General features: G+C 41.9%; 19 protein-coding genes and 1 pseudogene. 9 read left to right on the plus strand and 11 right to left on the minus strand.

Annotated elements, in window-relative coordinates; genetic code table 11:
- Nucleotides 1-13: 13 nt before the first annotated feature.
- Together ACM0OZ_RS21755 and ACM0OZ_RS21760 are read right to left on the minus strand one after the other, a co-directional pair.
- Nucleotides 14-1,753: a Mu transposase C-terminal domain-containing protein gene (locus ACM0OZ_RS21755; RefSeq protein ID WP_414584900.1), complete on the minus strand. Its 1,740-nt coding sequence runs from the start codon at nucleotides 1,751-1,753 to the stop codon at nucleotides 14-16.
- 597 nt (nucleotides 1,754-2,350) lie between these two features.
- The gene (locus tag ACM0OZ_RS21760; protein ID WP_414584901.1) at nucleotides 2,351-3,604 is read right to left on the minus strand and encodes an RNA-guided endonuclease InsQ/TnpB family protein; all 1,254 of its coding nucleotides are present in this window, start codon (nucleotides 3,602-3,604) and stop codon (nucleotides 2,351-2,353) included.
- 64 nt (nucleotides 3,605-3,668) lie between these two features.
- Here ACM0OZ_RS21760 and ACM0OZ_RS21765 point away from each other — a divergent pair, with 64 nt between their 5' ends.
- The 3 genes from ACM0OZ_RS21765 (at nucleotide 3,669) to ACM0OZ_RS21775 (ending at nucleotide 7,012) form a co-directional block, all read left to right on the plus strand.
- The gene (locus tag ACM0OZ_RS21765; RefSeq protein WP_198941006.1) at nucleotides 3,669-3,845 is read left to right on the plus strand and encodes a hypothetical protein; all 177 of its coding nucleotides are present in this window, start codon (nucleotides 3,669-3,671) and stop codon (nucleotides 3,843-3,845) included.
- Nucleotides 3,846-4,001: 156 nt separating this feature from the next.
- Nucleotides 4,002-4,406 carry a hypothetical protein gene (locus tag ACM0OZ_RS21770; RefSeq protein ID WP_414584902.1) on the plus strand — a complete coding sequence of 135 codons (405 nt, stop codon included), beginning with the start codon at nucleotides 4,002-4,004 and terminating at the stop codon, nucleotides 4,404-4,406.
- Between the two features lie 464 nt (nucleotides 4,407-4,870).
- Nucleotides 4,871-7,012, plus strand: a complete 2,142-nt coding sequence (locus ACM0OZ_RS21775) for a CHASE2 domain-containing protein (RefSeq protein WP_414584903.1) — start codon at nucleotides 4,871-4,873, stop codon at nucleotides 7,010-7,012.
- Nucleotides 7,013-7,271: 259 nt separating this feature from the next.
- Here the strand turns inward: ACM0OZ_RS21775 and ACM0OZ_RS21780 are convergent, their stop codons facing one another.
- The 5 genes from ACM0OZ_RS21780 to ACM0OZ_RS21800 form a co-directional block, all read right to left on the minus strand.
- A complete protein-coding gene (locus tag ACM0OZ_RS21780; protein WP_414584904.1) occupies nucleotides 7,272-10,466 on the minus strand; it encodes a filamentous hemagglutinin N-terminal domain-containing protein in 3,195 nt (1,064 codons plus the stop codon).
- Nucleotides 10,467-10,956: 490 nt separating this feature from the next.
- Nucleotides 10,957-11,343, minus strand: a complete 387-nt coding sequence (locus tag ACM0OZ_RS21785) for a type II toxin-antitoxin system VapC family toxin (RefSeq protein WP_414584947.1) — start codon at nucleotides 11,341-11,343, stop codon at nucleotides 10,957-10,959.
- Nucleotides 11,344-11,414: 71 nt separating this feature from the next.
- On the minus strand, nucleotides 11,415-11,660 hold the full coding sequence (locus tag ACM0OZ_RS21790; protein WP_414584905.1) for a hypothetical protein: 246 nt from the start codon (nucleotides 11,658-11,660) through the stop codon (nucleotides 11,415-11,417).
- Between the two features lie 425 nt (nucleotides 11,661-12,085).
- On the minus strand, nucleotides 12,086-15,016 hold the full coding sequence (locus tag ACM0OZ_RS21795) for a CHAT domain-containing protein (RefSeq protein WP_414584906.1): 2,931 nt from the start codon (nucleotides 15,014-15,016) through the stop codon (nucleotides 12,086-12,088).
- Between the two features lie 10 nt (nucleotides 15,017-15,026).
- On the minus strand, nucleotides 15,027-16,811 hold the full coding sequence (locus tag ACM0OZ_RS21800) for a ShlB/FhaC/HecB family hemolysin secretion/activation protein (protein ID WP_414584907.1): 1,785 nt from the start codon (nucleotides 16,809-16,811) through the stop codon (nucleotides 15,027-15,029).
- A 629-nt stretch (nucleotides 16,812-17,440) separates the two neighbouring features.
- Between ACM0OZ_RS21800 and ACM0OZ_RS21805 the strand changes: the two genes are divergently transcribed.
- Nucleotides 17,441-17,932, plus strand: a complete 492-nt coding sequence (locus ACM0OZ_RS21805; protein WP_414584908.1) for an RNA-guided endonuclease InsQ/TnpB family protein — start codon at nucleotides 17,441-17,443, stop codon at nucleotides 17,930-17,932.
- Nucleotides 17,872-19,261 (plus strand): annotated as a pseudogene (locus ACM0OZ_RS21810) (RNA-guided endonuclease InsQ/TnpB family protein). Before ACM0OZ_RS21805 ends, ACM0OZ_RS21810 begins: the two are co-directional and overlap by 61 nt.
- Nucleotides 19,262-19,318: 57 nt before the next feature.
- Here the strand turns inward: ACM0OZ_RS21810 and ACM0OZ_RS21815 are convergent.
- The 4 genes from ACM0OZ_RS21815 to ACM0OZ_RS21830 form a co-directional block, all read right to left on the minus strand.
- A complete protein-coding gene (locus tag ACM0OZ_RS21815) occupies nucleotides 19,319-20,227 on the minus strand; it encodes a DUF928 domain-containing protein (RefSeq protein ID WP_414584909.1) in 909 nt (302 codons plus the stop codon).
- Between the two features lie 62 nt (nucleotides 20,228-20,289).
- Nucleotides 20,290-20,517 carry a hypothetical protein gene (locus ACM0OZ_RS21820; RefSeq protein WP_414584910.1) on the minus strand — a complete coding sequence of 76 codons (228 nt, stop codon included), beginning with the start codon at nucleotides 20,515-20,517 and terminating at the stop codon, nucleotides 20,290-20,292.
- Between the two features lie 75 nt (nucleotides 20,518-20,592).
- Entirely contained in the window at nucleotides 20,593-21,399 is an 807-nt protein-coding gene (locus tag ACM0OZ_RS21825; protein ID WP_414584911.1) for a hypothetical protein, read from the minus strand.
- Entirely contained in the window at nucleotides 21,374-22,120 is a 747-nt protein-coding gene (locus ACM0OZ_RS21830) for a hypothetical protein (protein ID WP_414584912.1), read from the minus strand. Before ACM0OZ_RS21830 ends, ACM0OZ_RS21825 begins: the two co-directional genes overlap by 26 nt.
- Before the next feature lie 204 nt (nucleotides 22,121-22,324).
- Between ACM0OZ_RS21830 and ACM0OZ_RS21835 the strand changes: the two genes are divergently transcribed.
- From ACM0OZ_RS21835 to def, 4 genes are all read left to right on the plus strand, one after another.
- Nucleotides 22,325-22,561, plus strand: coding sequence for a hypothetical protein (locus ACM0OZ_RS21835; RefSeq protein ID WP_414584913.1), 237 nt, complete (start codon nucleotides 22,325-22,327; stop codon nucleotides 22,559-22,561).
- Nucleotides 22,562-23,069: 508 nt separating this feature from the next.
- Entirely contained in the window at nucleotides 23,070-23,933 is an 864-nt protein-coding gene (locus ACM0OZ_RS21840; RefSeq protein ID WP_414584914.1) for a hypothetical protein, read from the plus strand.
- 492 nt (nucleotides 23,934-24,425) lie between these two features.
- Nucleotides 24,426-24,686, plus strand: a complete 261-nt coding sequence (locus ACM0OZ_RS21845) for a hypothetical protein (RefSeq protein ID WP_414584915.1) — start codon at nucleotides 24,426-24,428, stop codon at nucleotides 24,684-24,686.
- 107 nt (nucleotides 24,687-24,793) lie between these two features.
- Nucleotides 24,794-25,294, plus strand: a complete 501-nt coding sequence (def, locus tag ACM0OZ_RS21850) for a peptide deformylase (RefSeq protein ID WP_414584916.1) — start codon at nucleotides 24,794-24,796, stop codon at nucleotides 25,292-25,294.
- Nucleotides 25,295-25,298: the final 4 nt, after the last annotated feature.

Genomic DNA, 25,298 nt, shown 5'->3' on the forward strand with positions numbered 1-25,298 from the left:
AACCTCAACCAGATTAATCATCGTAGTCTTTGCGAAGTTGCTCGTAGTCAAATACTCTGGGGCGACGCTTTTGAGGTTGAGGTATTTCTTCTACAGTTTCTACTGGCTCGTTAGTTTGAGGTGGTTTTACAAAATTCACCTGAGCTTGTTCTTCTTTCTTGCGTTCCTTGTGACTCTTTTTCTTTTGCTTAATAAAAGTGTCTCTATCCTGCACTTCTGCCAGGATTGATTTATTACTTAATTGCTTGCCTGCATTCCGGATTTTCCGACTTGCAGCTTTTGTCTCCTCTAAGGAAATCTGCTCAGTTTCTAAGTCAATCGCATGAGCTTGAGACAGTAGCACTTCCTTGCCCGAATCTTGGCGGTACACGAACACAGTTGATATGTCTCTAGGGTCATATCGCAGCAACACACTTTCTCCTGCATAAGCTGATAAATAATCTCCCCGATACATAATGTTTTCAAAGCTTACATATCCGCCTTTGTAGATACTGCGGCGGGTCTTTTTCATCAGGCAGATATCCAACTCTCGCTCATTGACCAAATTCGGCAGTGCAGGTAATCCCGCTTCCCAGCGTTGAAACCTGGTTTGGTTTCCACTGCGAGCATCAATTCGCTGATTGTAGTTATCAACGATGTAACGCACTATTAATAGATGTAATTCTCGCAGAGTAATACAAGCTTCCTCTTCTGCTCCTTCTGCACGCTCTTGTACATTTGAACCTAGATAACCGTAAAATCCTGACAAAAAATCGGTGTTGATAGTCCCAAATCCACGTTCTTCAATTCCACCTTCTGGTGGGCGATCGCGTAAATGGCACTCAAAACCAAGTTGAAAACCAATTTGCTTCAAATGCTCGGAGCGAAAATCCTTCCCGCCATCAGTAAATAGGTTTTCTGGAACCCCGTAAGTTCCCCACTCGCAATGAAGTTTATATTCCGAACTATACTGCTTGCGTAACATCGCATGACGCATAGCTAAGGCGACTACCAGAGAACTAGGTGCATCAAAACCTAAATGGATGCCCATAATGCAGCGCGAATAGCTATCTGTAATTTTTGTCAACCAAGGACGTGCCAAAGTTTCACCGTACTGGTCAACTAGCATGACATCCAATTTTGTATGGTCGCACTGCCAAACATGGTTACTATGATGTACATCGAGCGTCTGACCATCACGAGTTTGATGGGAAACTCTCGATCCACGCCAACCAATATTTCTTACCTTCTGCTTCTGCTCTTTACGTTCAATAATCGGGTTAAGAACGCGATAAACCGTCATATGGCAGGGATATTTCTCTAAACCTAGCTGTCCGGCTCTAACCTGAACTCGAATTGCGACTTGGGCCGGTGTCATTTTTCTACCGCCCTTGTTACCTTCTTTATAAGTTTTGACGATAAAATCTTGCCAATCATCATCAATCCGATAGCCACCTTTGTCAGAACGTTCGACTTCAGTAACGCCTGATAACCCCTGTTCTTGATATTTTTTGACGAGTCGCTGTACCGTCCGAACCGTCTTGCCAAGTTTTTCTGCGGCTTGCTTTAATTTAATTCCGTAGGTTTTGCGATCGCACGGCTCAATAAGACTTTGCAGTACCTCCATTCTCAGCTTGGCTTCCTCTGAGAGTTCGGTCACAATTACATTGTTTTGTTTTGTATCCTCACTCTCGGAAATTTCATCAACCTCATCCGAACCGTCGTACAAAACTAAAGATTCATCAACCTCGTTGGAGTTTAGCGTTTCACCCATAAACAAACTTCATCGCTTGAAACTAGTTGGTTAGGCAATACGGTACAGCAAGTCTAAGAGCGAAATTAGCTTGCGTCTAAATTTAATCGCAGCAAGGGTAATGACTTCGTAGCTAGAGACAAAAAAGAAGACTTCAATCTAACTATGTTTTTGTTGTTACATAGCTACTATTGCCTAATAAATATCATACTACTTTGTTCCAAAAAGCGACATTTAATTTTATATTTTTCACTCACTTCCAAAAGACGACAGTTATTTTGTTATGAGCAAAAGAAAAATTTGGAAAGGTGTTTTTTGAAAAAACGACATTTAAAATGTTAATTAATTAAAAGACGACACTTAATTAGTTAAATATTTGATGATAGCCAATATAAGTTCAAAAGGCTATAACCTTTGATACATAAGGATTATAGTCTTGAAGATTTGGGCGACATTAATTTGTTAAGACGACAAATAATTAGTTAATCGACAAAATCTGTTGTATATTCGCAAATTAAAGGTCGCGATTCGTAAATTAATGTCGTTTTTTGCAAACTAATGTCGCTTAGGATGGTTTGTGCAACACAAAACTTACACAAATCGCTCAAGTCGCATAACTTAAACTTTTGATGTTTGCTTCCTGCTTCTACCAGGGGAGACGGCTCCTTTCCTGTCCACAGGCGTTGATTCCGCGCTTGCCGCACGTATTTTTGACTTTGGGGCATTGTTCAAATTTATTGCCGCGTTCAAGTCACGGCATTGAACATGACCGCACGCTCCACATCTATAAACTCTTTCTGACAAAGGCATCGGTTGAACACTACCGCAACTAGAACAGGTTTTTGAACTTGGAAACCACCTATTAACTATCTCTAGTTTTGTTCCGTAAAATGCTGACTTGTAAGTCAGCATTCTGCGAAACTCATACAAACCTAAATTAGAAATCGCTTCTGATAGTTTGTTATTGGCAATCATCCCTGATACGTTCAAATCCTCTATCCTAATACGGTAGTATTTTCGGCTAATCTCAGTCGTAGTTTTTTGTAGAAAGTCTTTACGGATATTGGTAATGTGAGCGTGAGATTTTGCTAGTTGACCAAAGTATTGTTTTGCATTTTTTGATGCTTTAATACCTTTGCGACGGTTTCCAAGCTGCTTTTTACGATTGCGCCACTGTTGCTTATTTAGCTTGGTTTTCGCTTTTTTTAAGCTACTAGGCGTTTCTATAGTTGAACCATCGCTGAAAGTGCAAAATGTTTTGATACCTAAGTCGATTCCAACAGACTCAACTTCATGAATCACTGGAGGAACTTTTTCAACATCTAAACTAAAAGAAACAAACCACTTATCAGCAATTCTAGAAATCGTAAAAGATTGACTAGAACACAAAAATGGTATTGGTTGCTTTAGTCTAAATTCTCCCAACCCTGGTATTGTAATTCTTTTCCCAGGCTGCAATACTTGCCTGTTTGTAAAAGGCAGCATTGGCTCACATGCCGTCGGATACACACCTGATTTTTTCAGAACAGTAAAACTGTCTCCTTTCTTTTTGGTTTTCATTTGCGGAAAACCAGATTCTTGTTTACGCCATTTTTCAAAAGCTTTTGCTAAGTTTCGTAGAGCGTTTGAGTAGATGGCTGAAGGATATTGCTGCATCCATACGTAATCTGGATTAGTTTTTACGTAGTTAGTAAAAACTTTCTCTATTGCTGCTAGTCGTTTAGAGTTGGATGCTTTTATTCCTTCAAAGTCCCAAGAATTTGTAAGCAAGGATAAGCCAAAGTTATAGACAAATCTAGAAAACCCAGCACATCCAGCTAGTTTACTTCTTTCCTTATTATTAAGTTTTAGTTCTAGCTTTAAAGAGTACATTGGTTGTCTGACGATTGTCTTTTTGTTATAACAACTAGTATACCAGTAACAAAGCAAATTAACAATGCCTTTTCCAAAATTTCAACCAGAGGGAGACAAAGCGTTAGACAAAACACCATTTCAACTAAAGGTTAAGCCAGGATTAAGAGAAAGGATAAAAGCAATACCAGGGTGGCAGTCCTTGTTAAGAGAGAAATTGGAGGAATGGGTAGAAGATTGGGAGCGAAAAGTTGAGAAATAAGTGATTTGTTAAGGTATTTGGCTACTTAGTAATACGTCTCATGAATTTAATTATAGTGCGGCTGCGATCGCAACCCTAACACCTGCTTCACTCATTCAACAAGGCGAATTCACCAGAAACTACGACGGTGTAAAGCGTACCATCGAGATTAAGTCAATGGTGTTTGTTCCTGGCGGCGGTTCAGTCGGGACTGACAGGACTGACGGGTATCTGATGACAGCTGTTGATCCGCGAATTCCTAGCACTAATCAAGAAGTTGCTGACTTGCAGACACAAGGGTATCAGGAGGACTTGACGGCGGCGCGATTGCGGCTTGAAGGCGCACTCATTGAACTCAACGGACATTACCACACTGCACACCTAGTCACCGAGGGAAACTCACAGTTTGTTGCTGGAAATAATATCACCCTTTCTGGTTTTGGTACTCACAATAGTGGGACTTACCAAATCACCAGAGCAGTTCATACATTGGACGCAACGCAAGGCGGGATCTGTGAGTTGAGTATGAGGAAAATCATTGCAGTTAACCCATCTACTATCTGCACTGTTCAAAAACTCTAGGATAGGAAAAGGATGTGCAAATTTGAACTACCATTAAGAGCAGCAGAGCGATGCTGTGGTCAATTTCAGAATTCACTTGGCTTGCTTTGGCGATCGCTGTCTATGGAAGGAGCACATCTTGCACCAAGAAAAATTGATGTATTTTCATATTCAATACGAAGCCTAAAGCCCTTATTTTCTTGAGAAAAGTTAATACAAAATCATGTAACTTTATTGCGCTGTTTTTGACTAAGCCCAGGCTTATATGGATAGGTGCAAGATCTAAGATATTGTATTTCACTCAAGTGATAACTATAGCAATCCGCACAGGATTTATGAAAAATCTTAAGTATTGTAGGGTGGGCAGTGCTTACCGTATTTTGCCCACTACATCCGGGTTTTGCTAAGCACTGCCCACCTTACGTGTCGTTCAAAAATCTGCGGAGGAGTCCTATACTATAATTTTATTCTCGACAGCAAGCTTTATGAAAAATTTCTTCACATTATCAACAGTTTTCTCTAGCATAATTGTCACAGGTTTACTGTTTGCCGTTCAACGACTAGGAGTGTTAGAACCATTAGAAATTAGGCTTTTTGACCAGATGATGCAAATGCGAGCAGATTCTGGTTCAGATTCCCGCCTGTTGATTGTTGCAGTCACAGAAGATGACATCAAAAAATGGAAATCGCCCACTTCAGACCGTTTATCGGGGCAAGTTCTCGACAATCTCTTGGGTAAACTTGAGCAATATCAACCGCGAGCAATTGGTCTTGACATTTATCGTGACTTGCCGATTGAACCTGGTCACAACCAGTTATTGAAACGTTTGCAACAGAGCGATATTATTATTCCAATTTGCAAACATCGTGATAATGAGTCTGGAGTATCTCCTCCCGAGGGAATTGAGCCATCGAGAGTCGGATTTATCGATGTTGTAGAAGATTCTGATGGCACAATACGTCGCAATCTACTGTTATTGTCCTCAGCAGCAAATGACGATTGTGCAGCAGAAAATTCCTTAAGTTTACAACTAGCACTAAAATACTTGCGAGCTGAAGGCATCCAACCGCCACCTATTATCAACAAAGAGTTGCAACTTGGCAAGACTGTATTTAAACGTCTAGAAAGTGATTCTGGTGGTTATCAAAAGATAGATACTGGTGGTTACCAAATTATCCTCAACTACCGTTCTTCTCGGGTAGCTGAAAAAGTTACTCTAACACAGGTGCTTGAGGATAAAGTTAATCGTGATTCAGTGAAAGACCGCATCATCTTAATTGGTACAACCGCAGCCAGTTTAAAGGATATTTTCAATACACCCTATAGCACTGGCAAGTCAGACACATCCGGTAGAATGGCGGGAGTGGAGATTCATGCCCAAAGTGTCAGTCAAATTCTTAGCGCTGTTCTCGACAAACAGCCTCTGTTTTGGTTTTTGCCTGAATCGGGTGAAGTGGTTTGGGTATTAGTATGGAGTTTAACTGGAGGTATAATTGCGTCACGCATTCAGCATCCTCTATATCTAGCAATTGTCGGTGGAACAGGTCTTGCAGTATTATTTGCTGGTAACTTTTTTATTTTTACCCAAGCAGGATGGATTCCAGTCGTCTCGCCAGCACTGGGGTTGGTGTTAGCAGCTGGTAGCGTTCTTGGTTACACCGTATATCAGAGTAAGCAAGAGAAAGAAAAAATAGCACAACAGGTTCAGCAGCAAGAAGAAGCCATTATCCAACTGCAAGCATTTATAAGCCAGAGGAGCAATTCCTCAGGTCTAACAACACCATCTCAAATTCCCTCCCAGACGCACCTGCTGAAAAGACGTTACAGAATCATCGAATCTCTAGGTCATGGAGGATTTAGTTATACTTATTTAGCTCAAGATACTCAGCGTCCTAGTCATCCTCTATGTGTGGTCAAGCAATTACGACCCGCTCATCAAGAAGAAGATTTTTTAAGTGTTGCTAGACGACTTTTCAACACTGAAGCAGAAATTTTAGAAGTTCTGGGTCAGCATGACCAGATTCCTCAATTATTGGCTTATTTTGAAGAAAATCAAGAATTTTATTTAATTCAAGAATTTATCAAAGGGCATTCCCTTGAAAAAGAGATTACTCCTAATAAAAAGTTTGCAGAAGCTGATGTTGTATCTCTACTCAAAGAAGTTTTGCTGATACTTGTTTTTGTTCACGGTTATAATGTCATCCATCGAGATATCAAACCTAGTAATTTAATCAGGCGAGAAAGTGATGGACGGATTATTTTAATTGATTTTGGTGCCGTCAAGCAGATTCAAGCTCACCAGCCAAATAATACGATCGCAATTGGTACTCCTAGTTATATGCCTCTCGAACAAACGAACGGACAACCAAGACTAAACAGCGATATTTATGCGTTGGGAATACTGGCTATTCAAGCCTTAACAGGGAGACATCCTAAAGCGTTCCAAAGAGACTCAAATACTTTAAGGGTGGTTATATCTCGGCAAGATGGTACCTTGCAGAATTGGTACAATTTAACAGAAATCAGTGACAAATTTGCTGCGGTATTAAATAGAATGGTGAATCAAAACTGCAATTTAAGATATCAGTCGGCTACAGAGGTATTAAACAGTTTAGAAAGTCTTTAACAGTTATCAGTTATCAGTTATCAGTTATCAGTTATCAGTTATCAATTGCTTGATAACTGTTCACTGTTCACTAGACTTCTTGCAAAAGTCAAAAAACGTGAATGTCATTCTGTTCGCGTAGCGTGCGCCTTAGCGCATACGAAACGCAGTGTAGCGTTCGCGCAGCGTGTCCCGAAGGGACTCAGAATCTCCAGAGATGTTTCGCTCCGCTCAACATGACAATTCAAGCATTTTTGCAAGAGGTCTACTGTTCACTGGTTTAACGAAGATGACATGATTGGGAAGAAGCAGCCAAATTTTCTGCAGTAGCATTGGGTGTGTGGGAAACCAGTATCACTTCGCCTTTACCGTTGAATACCCAACCCGTAGCAGGTATAATTTCAATTGTATCAGATTCAGACTTGGGTTTTGTTGCCGTAGTTTTAGAATCTAGTCGCTGTGCTGTCGTCGCACCTAAACGAGTATCTTCCCAGACCGCATCACTACTGAGAGTCTCATCAGGACTGGGAGGTAAACCACCGCGTCCAGTTACTTTAAAGTCACTCGCATTTGCTTGATCAAAAGCAGAACAACCTTGGGCGATTTGCTTGGAGGGGTCAAGTACATCTACGGGTAGGGAGACTAAACCGTTACTGGGGTCAATATCGGGAGTGTTGATTTGTACTATGCCATTTAACTGAGGATTTGCCCCTCTGGCTGTGATAGTACTATCGGGAGAGCGAAAAACTCCTTGAGTATTAATAATTACTTGACCTCCTCTGGCATCAGCAGAATTGGCACTGATATTGCTCTTTTCTACAGCAGCTAAAACGTCGGTGTTAATATTGATGTTGCCACCGATGACATTGGTTCCGGTGGCGTTGGTGGTGATGTTGCTACCACGAAATAATATCAAATCTCTAGAGCGCAGGTTGATATTCCCCTCCCCGGCTGTGGTATCAGCGCTGATAGTGCCTTGGTCAAGACGGATAGAGTTTGCTTTAACGTCTATATTACCAGCTGCGTTATTATTCGCTTCACTTTTAGCACTTAATTCAGCGCGATTAAGTACCTCAAGCAACCCAGTGGTAATTGTGATGTCCCCGCCTTTACCCACCCCCGTTGATTCCACTGAACTGAGTGCATAACTACTACGATCAAAGGAAACTGTATCGCGAGCATTAATATTCACATCGCCCGCATTCCCCTGCCCATAGGTTCTGGCATTGACTACAGCACCATTGCTTAGATAAAGCGAGCCAGTAGTGATGTTGATGACGCCACCGTTGCCCACTGCGTTTGGTAATAGCACATTGCTGAATGCTCCACTAGGGGTTCTACGGTCTACCCCATCAAACGAGACTGTATCGCGAGCATAAATATTCACATTGCCCGCATCTCCACGTCCGTAGGTGGTGGCAATCAGTTCACCGCCATTGGTTAAAGCCAGCGATCCAGTAGTGATGGTGATGTCACCGCCCTTACCCACCCCCGTTGATTCCACTGAACTGAGTGCATAACTACTACGATCAAAGGAAACTGTATCGCGAGCATTAATATTCACATCGCCCGCATTCCCCTGCCCATAGGTTCTGGCATTGACTACAGCACCATTGCTTAGATAAAGCGAGCCAGTAGTGATGTTGATGACGCCACCGTTGCCCACTGCGTTTGGTAATAGCACATTGCTGAATGCTCCACTAGGGGTTCTACGGTCTACCCCATCAAACGAGACTGTATCGCGAGCATAAATATTCACATTGCCCGCATCTCCACGTCCGTAGGTGGTGGCAATCAGTTCACCGCCATTGGTTAAAGCCAGCGATCCAGTAGTGATGGTGATGTCACCGCCCTTACCCACCCCCGTTGATTCCACTGAACTGAGTGCATAACTACTACGATCAAAGGAAACTGTATCGCGAGCATTAATATTCACATCGCCCGCATTCCCCTGCCCATAGGTTCTGGCATTGACTACAGCACCATTGCTTAGAGAAAGCGAGCCAGTATTGATGTTGATGACGCCACCGTTGCCCACTGCGTTTGGTGATTCCACATTGCTGAATGCTCCACTGGGGGTTCCGTCGTCTACCTTATTAAACCCATCAAACGAGACTGTATCGCGAGCATCAATATTCACATTGCCCGCATCTCCTTGTCCATAAGAAGTGGCAACCAGTTCAGCGCCATTGATTAAAGCCAGCGAGCCAGTATTGATGATGATGTCGCCACTCTTACCACTGGCTCCCTGTTGCAAAGTGCTAAATACAAAACCCCGATCAAAGTCAATCCTCTCACGGGCATTAATATTTACATTACCCGCCTTTCCGCTTCCATAGGTGCTGGTACGCAGTTCAGCGCCATTGCTTAGAGTCAGGGAGCCAGTATTGATGTTGATGTCGCCAGCCTGTCCTGTTGCCCGCGGTTGGACCGAATTACTAATATTACTATCCTTAAGATTTAGTGTGCCTTGAGCATTAACGGAAATATTTCCTGCCTTACTATTATCAGAACCCAGTCCTCTCCCTATTCCTGCAAACAGTCCACTCTCTCCCGTCATCTCTAAATTCCGGGCATTAACCGCGATACTTCCACCATCACCAGCACGAACATTTACTTGAGCGCCATTGCTCAGGGAAACATTACTTCTTTCTACATTATCGGGAAAACTCAAACTCAGATTATTGCCATCTGCATTCAGCCCAACTGTTCCCGCACTTGCTAACCCACCTAACTCGACTCGCCCACCAAAAGCATACAAACCTCCACCATCCATCCCTCCACCATCCATCTTGATATCACCGCCTACCAGCAGTAAACTCTTACCATCTAGTACACGTAAACCTCTTGCTGTAAAGCTAGAAGATGGATTTAAACCAGCGTCGGCAACTGAGTAATTTTCAATTCGTGCAGCAGCTGCTATTTGATTGAAAAATAAAGCTGAAGGATTTACCGTTAGCAGTGCAGGATTATTTGGATTCGTTGCACTGAAAAAACCTTGATTACCAAATTGAATCGCATTGGCTGTCGTTCCCACAAAGGAACCACCCACATCCAACCGAGCATTTGGTCCAAAGATAATCCCATTGGGGTTGATCAAAAACAGATTAGCATTGCCCAACACACCCAAAATACCCTGAATGTTTGAGAAATTACCCCCAGTCACTCTGGTAAGTATGTTTGCAATCCCCGCCGGATTGGAAAAATAAGCTCCTCTATCAGCGTTTACATTAAATTCCTGAAAACTGTGAAACAGGTTCGCTCCACGAATTGCGCCCCCATCAATCCTGTCGCTAGGAATGTCTTTGATTTGGACATTGGGAGTGACGACAGAACTTTCTGCACCGAGACTGTTATCAGGAGTAATTTGGGCAGAAGCAGAATTTGCCCCCAAAGCGAATGTCAGCGACACGGCTGCGCCGATCGCACCCCCCATCGCAATCTCTAAAAACCAACGAGTATTTCTAAAGGACATCGCACCCCCAAGGAAACAGCAGTTGCCCAACAACAGTGTACCAGTGACCGAATCAGTTATCAGTTACCAGTTATCAGTTATCAGATAAAAATCTTGTTTAATAAGATGCGAACGTTTTTAATCGTGGAGATAGAATGAAGATTTTATGTCGAGACTCTTAGAGTGAAGACATAAAGGCGTCCTTATACAAATCCCCTTAAGGCAATTGATGGGGATTAACTGATAACTGATAACTGCGGCTGGTACTGTTAAAAGTAAACCATATTTATTTGCGTAGACGGGAAAATAATCTCGGCTAACTCCCTTATTGGTCAAATTAGTGCTTGTTTTCTGCCCAAATTGCCATTTTTTACAGAAATTCGCCCTGATGTAACTTTACAAAAATTCATCTTCGCACCAACGCTTGTAAGGGTGAGAAACTGTAAGTTAATAAAAAGCGCTGTATACCCTTACACCCTGCCCGTAGGGCATTGACATTCTAATCGGAGGATTACCCAGTAGAAAAATCATCCACTGGCTTCACCACAACACAACTTGCTGTTGCAGCAACAGACTGGCGATCATCAACCGTAATCAATGGCAACCCCAGGTATTGCGCCAGGGCAATGTACAACGAGTCATACACTGCAAGCTGATACGTTAAACCAATCTCTAATGCATTTGGTAAAAGATGACTAACCGATTCGACTTGAAAAGGTAGGCGTAATAATTCCTGAGTGATTTGCTCTGCATTTATTGGAGGTAACCCATGAAACCGAACCTGTTTCCAAAGGACATTCGTGCATTCCAACAGACAAAATTCAGGAATATGCAGTGTATCTCCTCCATACATTCGAGCCACTAAGCTCCTGGCTGCTGCGGTTTGGGCTTGAGCGATGCTCCTTTAGGAGCCGCCTTCGGCGATCGCATATTGAATGACTACACTGGCATCAACAACATAAGCTGCCATTAATGTTCACGATCCTCTCGTAGCAGTTGCAACGTTGTGGGTGAATCGGGCGGCGGTGTCCAACGAATGCGATCCATCGCTGCTAAGGCTTCTTCCACAGAGCGCTCATTTTGCTTCAAGTGCTGTCTACGCTTTAGCTGCTCATCCACAATCTCAGTTACAAACTCTTTGAGTGTCTCAAGTGTCATCTCCGCAACCCGGCGATCGCTCATACCAAACTCCTTAAATTTCTCTACCCACTTCAAGACTCCATTTCGATTTTAAAAGACGTTCAGGAGCATCCACTATGAAATTTATTGCCAGTTACAACGCAATGACAATTATTCAAGCGGACATTATAAGTAGCTGGACAAAAATATTTACAGTCATTGCGAGCGGAGCGAAGCAATTCCAACCCTTGCGATTGCTTCATTCCGCTGAGTCCCAAGGGGACACGCTGCGCGTAAGTCCTGCGGACAGGCTGCGCCAACGCGTAGCGTCTCCGCAGGAGATACGCTTCATTCGCAATGACATTGTGTAATTAATTATGTCCCAATACGGTTCAGTTAAGGTTGATGTGTAAAAAATCATGTGTGTAGAGACGCGCCATCCGAGAGTTCTACATTGTCTTCCTGATAAGGGTTTTGGTCTTATCTGAACCGTATTGAATTATGTCCAACTACTTATAACTTCATTGCCAGTTGCCAACTAAAATATAGGGTGCCCAAAAGTAGGGATGTCTGTAATTTTTCAGGAGATTTACTTGAGCCTGACGCAAAGCTTCTGCTTTAGGCATTTTTTTATTAACCAAATTGTCGTAAAACTCAATCATTACCGTCGCAGTCGTGTCATCGTTGACATTCCAAAGAGTTGCCAATGTACTACGCGCTCCTGATTCTATGGCAACTCCTGCTATTCCTAAAGTAGCTCGGTTATCTCCTTTAGCTGTTTGACAAGCACTCAAAACGAGGAGATCAATTGGTTCTTGTTGGTTTGTCTCCCTCGTTCTCAGTACAGATTTTAATTCATTAACATTGACTTGACCGTTCCAAGTCAGAATAAATGTATTTTCTGCCTGCGAACTAAATTGACCATGAGTTGCTAGGTGTACTACAGGTGCATTAGAAGACTTAACTGCCTCTGTGATTGTTGTTGTGGTAAATTGAGTGTTAAGTAGTGTTTGTCGAACAGGAATTTTCACTTTTTTTGCTATTTCACTCACTTCTTCTGTGACATAGGGTAAATCATTAAATATTCCCGGATATTTTTGTTCAACCCCTTTAGGTAATTCGCTCATTCCAGCAACGACTGCTCGTCTTTCTAATCTTTCTGCAGTCAGAGGAGTGATGCTTGGTAATACCTGCAAACCTGGTGTTAGAGCAAGATTGTATTCTTTTTCAATCAAAAATTGTTTTCCATCATAAAGCGCTGCCATTGGAATATTTCGTAATGCTCCATCTAAAACAAACACAATATTTGTGTCTTTTTTTAAATTAGAGTCTAAGGTGTTTTGAACTAACCATTTATATAAATTCTGTAAATCAGGTAAAAATTCCCCACTGTTGCGATTTAACAGTTTTTGACTCAGTTCTTCAATGGTTTGTTCGATTTTATTTGAAGTAATAAAATTACCAGATTCATCTTTGGGAAAATCAAGTGTGTAACGGCGCTTGACTTGATTAGGAAGGGAGGCGATAACTGCCAAGCGGTTAGGCAATATTAAGGGATAAATAAAAACTGTGTTGTTTGTCTTATCAATCTCGTCAAGCTGAACAGTTTTGGCATCTACACAAGCTCTGCGAAAAAAGTTATCTAGCTCTGCTACTTGTAGTGAGTCAATCACTTCTATAGCTATCTTAATGTTTTCTTCACTAGAGTTTTTTTCTAAAAGAAAACTCACATATTCTCGATATACAGGTTCTACTTCATCTCGAAAAGAAAATTGCACATCACGGTTAACTACAGCTAAATCATTCCGTAGGGACTTGAGGTGATTGATTGCTTGTGTATAGGAAGCTTTAGCTTCTTCATTATCACCTCTAGCTCTCAGGATACGACCTAATTGCCATCGCCAACGATAGGCAATATCATAGGCAGAAATTCTTTCGGCAAGTTTCACAGCTTGCTCTGTGAGATTTTGAGCTTCAGACCATTGTTGGGTTTGCTCGTACAAGTTGCCGAGAGTACCCAAGGCGTGGGAATAGGCGCGGTTATCTTGTAATTGTTGAGCTTGGTTAGCACTAACTTTAACTATCTCAGCAATTTCTCGCCAAGAAATGTTACTAGTGTTGTTCTTTTGTTTTAGTTTCATCAGACTTTGGGCAAAGTTAATGCGAGCGTTAATACTGCTACGGCTGGGTGGAATGGTAGAAATTTGAGATTGGATTTGAGGCAACAATGTCTGGTAAATATTTGAGAAATTATTTTGTGTTTCTTGTGATATTGTTTTCTCTTGTTCTAACAATTGTTTTTTTTCTTCTTCTGACAATTTGTTTTTCTCTGCTGCTGCTAAATTCAATTGAATTTTGCGCTGTTGGTCTAATAATTTGTCTACTCTGAGACGCAAAAGCCGTAGTTCATTGAGTTGTGTTTCTAGTTGAGTCAGGGGTTTTTCAGAAGTGGTTGCCGCTTGACGATAATAATTTAAAGACTTTTGAATATATCCTTGAATTTTATCTTCTTCAATTTCATTATTGGCTAAAGCTTGGGCTGTGTTGCCTAAACTTAGCTGAATTTCTGCAACCTTTTGTTTTGATTGCTGTCTTTGAGCGATGATTAAACCTTTGATCAAAACTTGCTGTGACTTGCCTAAATTTCCTACCACTCGCAGAGTGTTACCGAGACTCAGCAATCGAGTTGCTTTGATGATGGAATCAGATTGCTTGTCTGTGCTTTGTTCTACAGCATCTAGAGTATTATTAGCACGACGGTAAAATCCTAATGCCTGGAGTGCCTGAGCTTGGTTAATCTGGCTACCAGTGGTACCCGCTTCATCGCCAATTTGCTTATAGATTACCGTCGCTTCTTCCCAGGTTTTCAGTGCTTGTTCTGCTTTACCTTGTGCTAATAGCAACTTTCCTTTCGTATTTAAAGCTTGAGCGCGGATAGATAAATACTCTTTGGAACCATTTTTGTTGTGTAATAGTGCCAAGCTGTTGTCGATCGCTTTTTCAGCATTAGCTAATTCTCCTAACTGTTGGTGAGCCAAAGAAAGATAGCTTAATGCTAAAGCTTGGTTCAGCCCATCTTCAACTGCTTGAAATGCCTGAGATGCCTGTTTTAAAATCTTAACAGAATCGGCAAATCTTTCTGCTTGATAAAGTTGCAAGCCTTGTTGCAAAAGTGTCTTGGCATTTGCTGATATCAAGTTCGGATGATTAGTTATCATTGCAGTCCTCGTGTTACCCCTCCCCAACCCTCCCCTTGCTAAGGGGAGGGTGCCCGATAGGGCGGGTGGGGTATTTCGGGATTTATAAGTGATTAAGCGAACTTGATATGATTGATTGTTCGCATCTTGCTGGCTCACCAATGCTGGTGGAGCAACTTTGGCAACAGGATTGGCAGTCAAGGGAACGGGAGTCATGATTTGAGATAATGTAGCTAAAGTCAGAATCACAGACATAATTCTTCACTTAAAAAGGTTGAGTATAAATAATAGAGAAATAGAGTCCGTTCTCTTGCCAAGAATCTTTTTCAGCAGACGAGACAGAGACAAGAGGAATACCCCAATCAAAACGAGCAGTCAGGCGATCGCTCTGCCATAACAGCCCCAATCCTGTTGATACAAGAGTCTGATCCTCAAGAGGTGTTCTACCAGCGCTAGAGGTATTCCAGGCAGTCCCAAAATCAATAAATGGGGTAATCTTAAGTACGCCCGGAATCTGTGGTATGCGTAGAATTGGATACTGTAACTCCACAGAACCCAAAAAACCATTGTCGGCTAAAAGCAAATCCTGACGATAACCCCGTACTGTAGCTTGTCCACCGACACCAATTTGTTCTGAAGGTAGTAAGGCTCTGTCTGCTAACTGAAGATCGCCACGTATAAGTAATAAGGTTTCTGGTGCTAAAACTCTTACCCACTGTGCTTGTCCGCGCCAAGCGAAAAATTCACTATCTGGATCTCTCGCGTTAGTCGTGGCATCAAAGACATTAACACCTATACTAAATTGCGATCGCGCTGCAATAACTTCTCTGTCACTGCGCTGTGTCCAGTCTTGAAAAAACCGGACTGCGGATACTTTAGTCTTGCCATCTTCTTCCGCACCCGGTGAAGGATAAGGAAATCGTTGTCCAAACAATGCTTCTAAGTAACCAATATCACTATCCCGACGATTGGCGGTGATCCCCAGTGCAAATTCCTGAGTTGGGGTTTGCAGTATAGGCTGACGAAAGGTAATTCCATACTCTTGGGAATTCCCATTAATATCTAAAATATCAAAGGGTTCTTCAATAACTTTTGTGGATGAAGTGCTGTAGTTTAACTGCAAAGTGCCGTTGCGGGGATTCACTGGCAAAGTATAGCTAAAATCCCAACTGTCACTGCCATCGGTATTAGCATAAGAAATGCTTAAACCATCTCCCAGTCCCAGTAAATTCGCTTCGTTAAGTCGGATTTGGCGCTGAAAGCTGCCGATAGTGGGTGCCCGATTGTTGTCTAGTATAGCTTGGACAGAACGGGTTTTTGCCTCTGTAACCCTCACTTCTAAGATACTAGTACCAGGACGCAAGCCTGCTCCCAACTCCGCAGAGATATTTTTAATGAGTGGATTGCGTTGTAGCAGTTGCAGTGCTTCCACCAATTTATTTTGATTGAAAGGTTTGCCTGTAGCAATTGCTAGGCGACTACGCACATAGTTAGGGTTAAGCCGCCTTGTACCCCGGACTTGGATAGTTTCTAACTTACCTTCAACAACCTGAATTTTGACTACAGTGCCCTCTAATTTTAAAATTTGATTACGTGGTATAAAAGCGCCAGAGGAAATATAGCCTGCATCAAAGTAGAGTTTGGTAATGGCATTAGCAGCCTGTAACAGTTCGGTAAAGGTGATGAGTCTGTTGGTGAAGTCTTTGGTAACTTCGGCAAATTTCTTTTCATCAAAGACGGTACTACCTACTACCACAAAACGTTCAACTTTAATTTTTTTTGAAAATTCACCGGGAACTGCTTCTGGAGTCGTAGGCGTAGGAGTTGTTGCAGGAGGAGACGGTAATAAATCTTCTGGGCGTGGGAGTTTTTCTGGTGTTGGGATTGTGGGTGTAGGTGGTACTCCTCGTTGGATATCTGATCCTGGCGGATTTATTCCTGGCGGATTTATCTGTGCTTGTGCTTTTAGCCACGCAGTAAAAAACAAGTTGACTAGTGTAGATGTCAGAATAAACAGACTTAATCTGATATGATAACGATTTATACTCATTCTTAAACGATTTCGATTGATGATAATTCGGTTTGAGACGAGTGGAATATATTTCAATACATGTTTTTTAACACGCTTTGGTAGTATTGTAGGGTGGGCAGTGTTTACTATATTTTGCCCACTACATCCGGGTTTTGCGTTCGCACTGCCCTCCGCAAGCGTGTCGTTCAAAAATCAAATAAAAGTCCTATATTTCAATACATGTTATTTAACACGCTTTGGTAGCTAAATTAAACGTAAAATTCACCTTGTAAGATCCCCGACTTCTGGTAAGAAGTCGGGGATCTGTGTTTTTAGCTTGTTCCGACAGAAGCCTCTCGCTCTATCTGTACCCAGATGAGCGATGAGATGAATGGCGGGGCAATAAGGAAGGCATCCTCGCCCGATGTTAAACATCGTTTAACGAGAAAGTGGGATGTCTGACGAATTGCCTATCTCTGGAATTTCTAACGAGTCAATGAGGTCTTCAATAACGTGAGTCATTGTCGTATCTTTGATTGTTGCATATAAGCGAAGCGATTACCATTCTACGCTTGCTCATCCGAATTCTTAAATAATCATTTTTCATAAAATCTCCTCATTTTATTCTCAAACATATTAACATGAATGCATTAAGGAGGTGATTAAAAGTGTTGAAAGCAGTTAAGGTCAGACTTTACCCAACAACTGAACAACAAGAAAATCTAGCCAAATCGTTTGGTTGTGCAAGGTGGTACTGGAACTATGCCTTAAATGCTTCCATTAAACACTATGAACAAACTGGACAGTCATTAAAATTAAGCGTCTACAAAGCTTACTTACCTCAATTAAAAGTAGAAGATCCTTGGTTGAAAGAGGATTGTTATTCTGCTGTTTTACAGTGCGTAGCAATCAATCTGAACAAGGCTTATGCTAACTTTTTCGGGGGTCGCGCTAAGTTTCCAACGGTAAAATCAAAGCACCACAAGCAATCAATCCAGTATCCTCAAAATGTTAAAGTTGTGGGTGATTGTTTGGATGTTCCCAAAATTGGTGTTGTTAAAGCAGTCCTTCATAGACTGAAACAGGAGGTGGTGACAAGTTGTACCGAACAATTCCGGTTAGGGCAAGATTTACAGATATTGAACGAGCATTTTGGGTAGACCAATGCGAACACGCTAATAGTTTGATTAATTGCGCGATTTATCATGTTCGCCAAACTCCGGACTGCAAGGCTAGAAGAGTCGGGTAACGCTTTTACAACTTACTGGCGCGGTGATGAGCTAAGGCATGGTTGGAAGGCATACAAATGTTTTATGACTTATCCCGAATTAGATAAAGTCCTTAAAGACAATCCACACTACAAAGCTCTTGCTGCACAGGCATCTCAACAAACCCTAAAATCTGTAGGTGAGTCCATCACCTCTTACAACGGGCTGGTCAATGCTTATTACAAGGGAGAAGTTGATAAACCTTCTTTACCCAAGTACCGGAAAAAAGGAGGCGCTTCAGCAATTACTTTCCCACGTCAAGCACTTATTTACAGAGACGGTTGTTTTTATCCATCAATCAGCAGAGAAACTAAGCCCCATTTGTTAACTGAAATCGCTTTGCTATTACCAGAATTCATTGATTCTGATTGTGTAAAAGAAGTGACAATTCGCCCATATTACGGCGAGTTGTGGATAGATTGGGTAATTGATGATGGAAAACAACCAATTGAAGGCAATCCAAACCTTGATTACACTCAAGCATGGTCATTTGACCACGGTGGCACAAATTGGTTAACTGGTGTTTCTACATTGGGTAGAAGCTTAATCATTGATGGCAGAAAACTAAAATCAATGAATCAAGGTTATTGTCGTCTTGTTGCCAAATATAAACAAGGGAAGCCCGATTTTTATTGGGACTCCAATCTTGACAGAGTACAACGCAAACGCAACAACCAGATGCGAGATGCCATCAATAAGGCAGCACGATTTATTATCAATCGCTGTCTTCATGACTGTGTTGGCAATCTCGTTATTGGCTGGAATGAGGGACAGAAAAATGGTTCTGACATGGGTAAACGCAACAACCAAAACTTTGTTGTAATCCCCACAGGTCGTTTAATTGAGCGTCTCAAGCAACTTTGTCCGGAATATGGGATTGTATTAACAATTACCGAAGAAGCGTACACCTCCCGCGCATCGTTTTTGGATGGTGATTCTGTACCGAAATACGGTGAAAAACCCGAAGGATACGAACCATCAGGAACTCGCATTGCGCGAGGAACTTACAAAACCAAAAATGGAATACTTGTCAACGCGGACTGCAACGGTGCAGCTAACATACTCAAAAAAGTAGCCAGACAGCTAGGCGTTAGTCTAGTCAAGCTGGGTAGTGCAGTTTTGACACTGCCGCATCGGTATGATTTGTTCCACGATCTAAAGAAAACGTTTCGCACAACGTTGCGGAGTGTGTCTTTAGACCACGGAGCAACATCCATATAGAATCCCCCGTGTTTCAACCGGGGGAGATGTCAAAGCAGCTATGAAACAATAATCTGATTACAGTAGAGGTGCGTTGATAACCACTTGTTCGAGTTTGACTGATTGCAACAACTCTTCCCAGTATTTCTTAACATCTGTATCGTTAGAATTCTGGAGGCGTAAATCAGCCAAAGTTCTTAGAGCGTCTTCCCAATATTTATTCTTGACATAGATTTCTATGCGCTCTTCTGGTGCTGCTGTTTTCAAGTCAACAGTTAAATTTTGATCAGCCAGAACTCGTTTCACGGAGCCTTGTAAAGATAAATCATTGTCTCGGTTCTGGAAATTGCAAATCACTGAAAAACCCCAAGTATACTGTTTGTTAGGTTCTAGAGGTTTCCCTGTTTTTGACGTAAGATCAACCCTAACAATACCAGCTTTTCCACTGGGATTTAAAGAAACTTTTTGTAAGGTTCCAAACTTGCTATCGTCGCGTATAACAAGTTCCAGCCCCTTTGCTTGCTGTATTTGAGGAACATAGAAAAATAGGGAAGGATACTCTGCTGTCGTTTGTAGAGTTTCTTGATCTGATGGTATGAGCGGAATAGGGGACTGTTCCTGCTTAAAACAACCTCCCCGTGTTGCCGCAGCTCTTCTTCTACTAGGATTACCGACATTGAAGGCAAGACTAGGAGGGCGATTGCGGTTAATATAATCTGTAACATTGCTAATTGCCCTAGTGGCATACGTATCTCCAGAACGTGCCTGCTGCGCTTGCTTAAAAAAAGATAAGGCTTTTTGATAGTTTCTCTTTTGAGCTTCAGCGTAGCCCAACTGCATATATTGATCGTAAGCAGAGTTGGCTTGAGCCACTAAATAGATAGAATTGTCAATACCTACTGCTAAAACCTTGGAGTTGGTGGCGGATACCAGAGAAGAAAACAGCAAAATAGTAAATAGAGATTTAAAACTAAAGACTTGTTTCATGATATTTCTTACTTACTACAAAACAGTGTGATGCTCGCTTGAGAGCCGCAATCATGCGATCGCTAACTTTGGGACTGTTTTTTGCCAAGGTAAGGGTTATCTCTAACGATATCCCGCGCTAACCATAATTGCCAAGTTATTAATGGCATGAGGTCACTCCATCTGTCAGATTGTTCTGGAGTTGAAAGTTTTGGTAATGTCCAATGTAGCCGTTGTTTGGCAAAACGATACCAATGGTCAACACCAAAACGTCGTAAATAAAATCGTAAAACCTCAGTGCAAGGGGGCATGGACTTTCCAATAAAAGCTAACCACATCGGGGAGTGCGATTCTTGAACCCTCTGCGGTCGCGCATACACGCAGATTCACGCCACATCCCCGTCTAGCTTTTCGCCCGTTGTGACTATCTGGCTAGGGGTTAGTGACTTGTTGGAGACCCGCTCTGAGGGAGAATCAGGCTGCCTGCTTTCGGACTCGCCTACTTGCTTGCGGATTAAATAACGTTGGTGCGCCTCCAACAGGATTGGTTCCAACCCCAGATACTCGTTTTGAGCATCTTGCAACACCAACTGATTCTGATTAACTGACCTACTCAAAAACGCACTGAACAAGTCACGGTGATGCTCTGGAATACCCGTTACATCTTGGTGGACTCGTTGAGACAAGGATTTCTTGATGCGCGTCCCGTCTAAATGAGTTTGACTTAGCGCAGTTGTTTGAGTAGGAAACTTGATAACTGACCCGCCAGCATTCTCAGCTTTACGAACCAGTTCCGATTGTACAAATCCTGGTGATTTAGCACCCAGGGCTTTGCCGTAACGTTTCTGCCAGCCCTTAACCGAGACGTTCTCGGTTTTTATGTCTTTGCCATGCCGCAAAATCTCGTTAACAATACGACGATTCTGGTTTTTGGCATACGCCGTTTTGCGACGCTCCAATTCACGTTTCTTAGCAGATGCTTTGAGATAATTTTTGGATTTCTTCCATTGAGCCTTTCCTTTCTTGACCTTGCCTTTCTTGACAACAGTCTTGCGCCCCTTCCTTGCCTTGAAGTTAGGTTCAAAGTTGTCTGGGTTGTTGGCACGCCCTGAGCGCTGCATCTGTCTTTGAAGTGCAGCTATTTCGCGCTGAAAGGTCGGGACATTTTCAGCAAATGGCATTCTTGTCAGCATGGTTGTCACCAACAAAGGCAATGTTGGAGATGTTGAGGTCTAAGCCAATTAGTCCATCAGAAACGTAGTTCTGAGGCTTCTGATAAGGCAGTCCCTCATTAACTAGCTGGGCATACCATCGGCGTTTACCATTCAATATCCGCCATAACAAGCGGACATACTTAACCGGAGATTCAAGTCCATGCCGAATAACTGGGTTAGCTGGGTCAATGATGGGCTTCAGCTTGAGGTTACCCCATACCAGACAATCATCTTTCCACCTCAAGCCTTGCTTATTTGACTTCCCTTCTATCGACCGAAAACGACTTAGCACTTTGTAACGCACATCTTTAGCGCGTCCAACCATAACTCGTTCACTTGCCTTGAAAGCCCGTGTCCCTAGTTTTTGCTGAGTATTGGAGTCTACTTTCTGAGCAATCCAAATTGCGTTCTTACTCGTTATACTTGCAAAGCTATGCAGATCATATTCTGAATATCTGTATTGCTCTCGCGCTTGCTTAAAAGCATCGCTGCGCTCTTTCTTTTTACTTCTAGGAATTTGCTTAGCTGCTTGATATAGCTCGGAGTTGCGGACTAACTCTAGTCGCTTCATTGCTTCATTCAAACACGCGTTGTATAGCTGTCTACCAGCCTGAAAGCGAGATAACAATTCTGATTCCTGTTTGCTATCTACAATTAACGGCACTTCTGTTATAAACGACGAAGTTGTGCTCCGAGCCAATTAAATCACCACCTATCTTTTTACTAATTACTGTTACTTATTCTCCCATGAGAATTCACTTTGAATTATTATAGTTCCGGAAAGAACTGAATGACGGTAAATAAATTTACCGTGTCGCATTTCCACCCCGACATAAATGACGCATACCTGTCAATTCATTCATTTTCTTGACAGGTATGCTTCGGGGCGTGACCTCGCTCCCACGTGAATCACCGTGTACTACCATCGGAACAGGATGCAGAAACACTTACATCCACATCGGGGGGAACGTACAGAAATAATCTTTTTCAAACAATTGATGTAAAAGTTGAACTGCGGAAGTCTAACAAGTGCCAAGCTAATTGGGTCAAAGCTTACGTTCCGAAAGATACATCATTGTATCTTAAAGACCAATCCGGTAATCAGCGAAACTTTTCCCACAAGGGCGATCGCACCCCCTAGTCCTGCTGCTTTACCTAAACCCGAGGCGTTAATTCATTTGCCCGTCGAAAACGTCCCAAAAAGTGACTCAGACTTTCTCCTAAGAGTGGTTCCACTCGAAACAGCCAAGGTTGAATTTCTGCAACTTCCCCAAATCGTAAGCTTTAAGGTAGGCGTGGAATCTTTGTGTCTCCTGATGACGATTGCAATAACCCTAGCCTCCAACCGCACTCTGTGACAGGGGGTAGGTTTGTAGAAGAAACCTGCCTTTTCTGATACCGGCGATCGCGCAAAGCGCATTGCAATCATGCGATTGCGATTCGGGGCACTGCGCAGAGCGCAATCGCACTCTCAGAAAGCTTGCAATCAAACTACACTACCAACTCCTCGTTGGCGAAACCGGAATGCAAATTCTTGGAATAGTGGCACTGTTATTATTTGGCTTTTATTTGCTATGCTTTTTGAGAACGATTATTAATGTATCCGGCTAGGTTACACTTGACCATTGGACTTAACAAAGGAAAGATAAATGTCACTAAACGCCAATCAAGAACTGATGGAGCACAAGACAGCAAGTAAGGTAAACGAAGCAGATATGTCCGCCACCATCAGAAATTCGTTACCTTTTGGAGAAGATGTATGCCTCATAGAAGGTGAACAGGCAAAACCTGTGAGTCACCTACCTCAGTCTTGGCAAAACATTTATGCAGGGAAATCTAACACAAAGCTTTCCGATCCACAAGCATATGTGAAGATGGCACAACTTTTTCTTCAAAAAATGTCTCATGGTGATGTTGACTTATTCAATGAATCGGAAAAATTCCAACACCGCAAGCCAGCTTTTTGTGAAATATTAGGCAATCTTGGCTGGGAAACTCTTGAGTTTTATGGCGAAGATTTCCAGGTCAATAAGTATCCTAATTTTGACTTGATTGAGAAGGAAGTTTCTCTGGAACAAGATGACGCTGAACGTAAGAAAATTATAGAAATTGGGAAAGCTCTGTTTGAGGAATTTGGATATGACCTTCCTGCTTCTTTTTACCACGTACACCTTGCTCCTATCTACAGAGAAGAAGTTTCTGAAGTTCGCCCATTAAGATTCAGTGAAGAGGATAGAAAGAATGCTCGCGCTTGGGATGCTTCTTTGCATGGACAAAAAGTATTTCCTATCCAACTAATGGTGCAAAGCATTTCTTCTAAGCACGGATTTTTCCAAGAGCATGGCTGTGGTTGTAACCATGCAATGGCGAGAGTTGGCGCTACTGATACTTCTTTTGATTATCAAATTCGTCCCAAAATGCGGACTACCTGGATTAGGGATTTTATTTGGACTGTATGGTATGAGTACGCCTTCTATAAATTCGTGCCAGTTACCCGTTTCTTAGTAGGTTAAGAAGCTGTATAATTACCATTTTTGAGAGACGATGATTTCAGTACTTGAAGAAGAGTATTTCTTCAGGTACTTTTTCCTAATTTTAGAATTCTACAATAAAGTTATACATCAATACGGTTCAGATAAGACCAGAACCCTTATCAGGAACACAATGTAGAACTCTCGGATGGCGCGTCTCTACACACGTGATTGTTTACACATAACTTAACTGAACCGTATTGAGTTATACATATCTAGCTACATTTCTGTTAATAGCTAAAGGTCGAATTCCTGATTGGATAGTATTTCTTGCACTCGTCAACATCAGAAGCTATATCTATTATGGAAAATCAGTCTAAAAGAAGATTTTTATATTTTCTGTTTACAAAATATTATTGCTCATATTTGTTTGGTATTTTTTTAGTATTTCTTTGAAAAATATAACATTTTTGTTAATTGATCATGTTATGCTATTACCTTGAAAAATGAAAATAAATAATTAGGAGATAACAGATGGTAAAGCCTTCGCCACCTAGCTATCCAAGCCATTATCAAATGCTGAAAAACCTCCTTGTCGAGGCATATGAAACTGCTAATCAGGGGTTATGTGGTGATAGAGTTATCGCCTCCAGGAGTAGGGTTAAAGAAAGGCTGAAAATGTGCGCAACTTGCGATAAATTTGATGCGGCAGCAAAGCGTTGTACCGTCTGTGGATGTTTTATGATGGTGAAGGCAAATCTTGAGGCTTCTACCTGCCCAGATGGGAAATGGTAAGATAATATTCCTCTTTTGTAACTACCACCAATAAACTCATGTTTAAAAGGTGAGTGGAGGTAGTACAAATATGATACCTAAATTCTTTCTTGCTTTTGAATATTTATATGGCAGTCAAACCAATTATCTCTCATCCGAATTCTTTATTAAGACAACGTTCAACTCTGGTAGAAAAATTTGATCAAGAGTTTCAAACTTTGGTTGATGATTTGGTCGATACAATGCTCGAACACGAATCGATGGCGTTATCTGCTCCTCAGATTGGAAAGTTCAAAAGAGTTTTTGTTGTTAATAAAAAACGCATTTTAGGTGATAAGACAAGGGAGATAGAACCTAAGGATATCTTGTGCATCATTAATCCGGAAATAGTATACCAAGAATTTGTTATTGATTCAGAAGAGGGATGCCTCAGCATTCAAGGACAGCGTGGGGTTGTCAAGCGATTTCATCAAGTCGTTCTTTCAGCATTTGACCGAGAAAATCGTGCTTTTTCCCTGACTGCTGATGGGATGTTATCGATTGTCATCCAACACGAAATTGACCATCTGGATGGGATTCTGTTTATTGATCTTCTGCCTTTACCTTGTGATGAAGCTTCCCTCTCCTAGCCTT

This window comes from Scytonema sp. PCC 10023 (assembly GCF_963920835.1).
In the GTDB taxonomy this organism is placed as follows: Bacteria; Cyanobacteriota; Cyanobacteriia; order Cyanobacteriales; family Nostocaceae; genus Kalymmatonema.